This is a genomic window from Pseudomonas emilianonis, from assembly GCF_023072625.1.
Lineage (GTDB): Bacteria > Pseudomonadota > Gammaproteobacteria > Pseudomonadales > Pseudomonadaceae > Aquipseudomonas > Aquipseudomonas paraveronii.
Map to the genome: position 1 here is coordinate 1 of NZ_JAKNRV010000500.1, position 3019 is coordinate 3019.

The window sequence follows — 3019 nt, forward strand, 5'->3', positions numbered from 1 at the left end:
CCAGTTTCACCTGCTGCCGCAGCGCCTGCCGCCCCGGCCGCGCCTGTGCTGAATGGCTTCGTGGCCAAGTCGCCAATGGTCGGTACGTTCTACCGCACCCCGGCACCGGGTTCGCCAGCCTTCGTTGAAGTCGGCAAGACCGTGAAAGTGGGCGACACCATTTGCATCGTGGAAGCGATGAAAATGATGAACCACATCACGGCCGAAAAAGCCGGTGTCATCGAATCCATCCTGGTAGAAAACGGTCAGCCGGTTGAGTACGACCAGCCGCTGTTCACCATCGTTTGAACCGCGGAGCGCCTTCGATGTTGAAACCTGCGAAGAAACTGCAAAAAGTCCTGATCGCCAACCGCGGCGAGATCGCGCTGCGTATCCTGCGCGCCTGTAAGGAAGAGGGCATCAAGACCGTCGCTGTTTACTCGACGGCCGATACCGAACTGATGCACGTGAAACTGGCGGACGAAAGCATCTGCATCGGCCCGCCACTGGCCGCGAACTCGTACCTGAAAGTCGCGAACATCATCGCCGCCGCAGAAGTGACCGGCGCTGATGGTATTCACCCGGGCTACGGCTTCCTCGCGGAAAACGCCGATTTCGCCGAACAGGTGGAAAAGTCCGGGTTTGCCTTCATCGGCCCGAAAGCCGAGACCATTCGCCTGATGGGCGACAAGGTCTCGGCCAAGGACGCCATGATCGAAGCCGGCGTGCCAACCGTTCCCGGCTCCGACGGCCCGCTGCCTGAAGACGAGACAACCGCTCTGCGCATTGGTCGCGAAGTCGGTTACCCGGTGATCATCAAGGCCGCAGGCGGCGGCGGTGGTCGCGGCATGCGCGTGGTGCATAAAGAAGAAGACCTGATCGAAGCGGCCAAGCAGACTCGCTCCGAAGCGGCTGCCTGGTTCGGCAACCCGATGGTCTACCTGGAAAAGTACCTGACCAACCCACGTCACGTGGAAGTACAGGTGCTGTCCGACGGCCAGGGCCACGCCATCCACCTTGGCGACCGCGATTGCTCGCTGCAACGTCGTCACCAGAAGGTATTGGAAGAAGCACCGGCACCGGGCCTCGACGAGAAAGCCCGCGAGGAAGTGCTGGCGCGTTGTGTCAAGGCGTGCATCGACATCAACTACCGTGGCGCCGGGACCTTCGAGTTCCTCTACGAGAACGGTCGTTTCTACTTCATCGAGATGAACACTCGCGTACAGGTAGAACACCCGGTTTCGGAGATGGTCACCGGTATCGATATCGTCAAGGAGATGCTGAGCATCGCCGCCGGTAACGAGCTGTCCTTCACCCAGGACGACGTGAAGATCCACGGCCACTCCCTGGAGTGCCGGATCAACGCCGAAGACCCGAAAACCTTTATCCCGAGTCCAGGCCTGGTCAAGCATTTCCATGCTCCGGGCGGCAACGGCGTTCGCGTCGATTCGCACCTGTACAGCGGCTACAAGGTTCCGTCCAACTACGACTCGCTGATCGGCAAGCTGATCACCTGGGGCGCCACCCGCGACGAGGCCATGGCCCGCATGCGTAACGCCCTGGACGAAATCGTGGTCGACGGCATCAAGACCAACATCCCGCTGCATCGGGATCTGGTCCGCGATGAAGGCTTCTGCGAAGGTGGTGTGAACATTCACTACCTGGAACACAAACTGGCTAACCAGTAAGTGCTCCACCCAACCAAGCCGCCTTCGGGCGGCTTTGTTGTTTGTGGCCCCTCCATTTTGAAGATGTACGCCGACCAAATGTGGGAGGGGGCTTGCCCCCGATAGCAGTGTGTCAGTCAACTTATCTGAGACTGAACCACCGCTATCGGGGGGCAAGCCCCCTCCCACATTTGACCGGCGCACAGTCAGCACAGTCGTCTTCTTCTCCACGCTCGCGTAAACTTGCGCGCTTTCGCAGCCCCTCCCCGCTGCACACTCATTTTTTTTTCAAAGGTGCCCGCCATGCCTTGGCTGCAAGTCCGTCTCGCCATCAGCCCAGAACAAGCCGAAACCTACGAAGACGCGTTCCTTGAAGTGGGCGCCGTCTCGGTGACCTTCATGGACGCCGAAGACCAGCCGATCTTCGAGCCGGAACTCAACACCACCCCGCTGTGGTCCCACACCCACTTGCTGGCCCTGTTCGAAGACGGCACCGATGCCGCTAGCGTCCTGGCCCATATGGAACTGCTCACCGGCGCCCCGCTGCCCGAGCACCACAGCGAAATCATCGAAGACCAGGACTGGGAACGCAGCTGGATGGACAATTTCCAGCCGATGCGTTTCGGCCAGCGCCTGTGGATCGTCCCGAGCTGGCATGCCGCGCCTGAACCGGAGGCGGTGAACCTGCTGCTGGACCCGGGCCTGGCGTTTGGTACCGGCACGCACCCGACCACCGCGCTGTGCCTGGAATGGCTGGACGGCCAGGACCTGAACGATTGCAACGTGCTGGACTTCGGCTGCGGCTCGGGGATCCTGGCGATTGCCGCCCTGTTGTTGGGCGCCAAGGAAGCCGTCGGCACCGATATCGACGTACAAGCCCTGGAAGCCTCCCGCGATAACGCCGGGCGCAACCACATTGCTGAAAGCAAATTCCCACTGTACCTGCCGGAGCAATTGCCCCAGGTGCAGGCGGATGTGCTGGTGGCCAATATCCTCGCCGGCCCGCTGGTGGCCCTGGCGCCGCAGTTGTCGAGCCTGGTCAAGCCGGGTGGCCGCCTGGCACTGTCGGGCATCCTCGCCGAACAGGGTGACGACGTTGCCGCAGCCTATGCACAGGATTTCGAGCTCGACCCGATCGCCAATCGTGATGGCTGGGTACGCATCAGCGGGCGTCGGCGCTAGAATGAGCGCTTGCCTGAATCGGATGGCCGCATGACCGACAGTTTCGTCACCCAGTGCCCACATTGCCAAACGCGCTTTCGCGTCAGCCACGCTCAGTTGAACGTGGCCGCGACAACCGCTCTGGAGCCGAGGTATTTGCTAGCTTGAGGGCTTGGAAAGATAAGTTCTAACGTGACGCAGTCTGATACGAA

At 61.1% G+C, this 3019-nt stretch carries 3 protein-coding genes and 1 pseudogene; all 4 read left to right on the forward strand.

Going from position 1 to position 3019, the window contains the following annotated elements:
• Positions 1-288 (forward strand): acetyl-CoA carboxylase biotin carboxyl carrier protein (gene accB / locus L9Z73_RS28290; protein WP_247408065.1); only part of this gene is annotated, 288 nt, incomplete at its 5' end.
• Between the two features lie 17 nt (positions 289-305).
• Positions 306-1667 (forward strand): acetyl-CoA carboxylase biotin carboxylase subunit, encoded by a 1362-nt coding sequence (accC, locus tag L9Z73_RS28295; protein ID WP_247408067.1) that lies wholly within the window; start codon positions 306-308, stop codon positions 1665-1667.
• A 282-nt stretch (positions 1668-1949) separates the two neighbouring features.
• Positions 1950-2828 carry a 50S ribosomal protein L11 methyltransferase gene (gene prmA, locus L9Z73_RS28300; RefSeq protein ID WP_247408069.1) on the forward strand — a complete coding sequence of 293 codons (879 nt, stop codon included), beginning with the start codon at positions 1950-1952 and terminating at the stop codon, positions 2826-2828.
• A 30-nt stretch (positions 2829-2858) separates the two neighbouring features.
• Positions 2859-2936: pseudogene (locus tag L9Z73_RS28305) on the forward strand (MJ0042-type zinc finger domain-containing protein); the annotation flags it as partial.
• Positions 2937-3019: the final 83 nt, after the last annotated feature.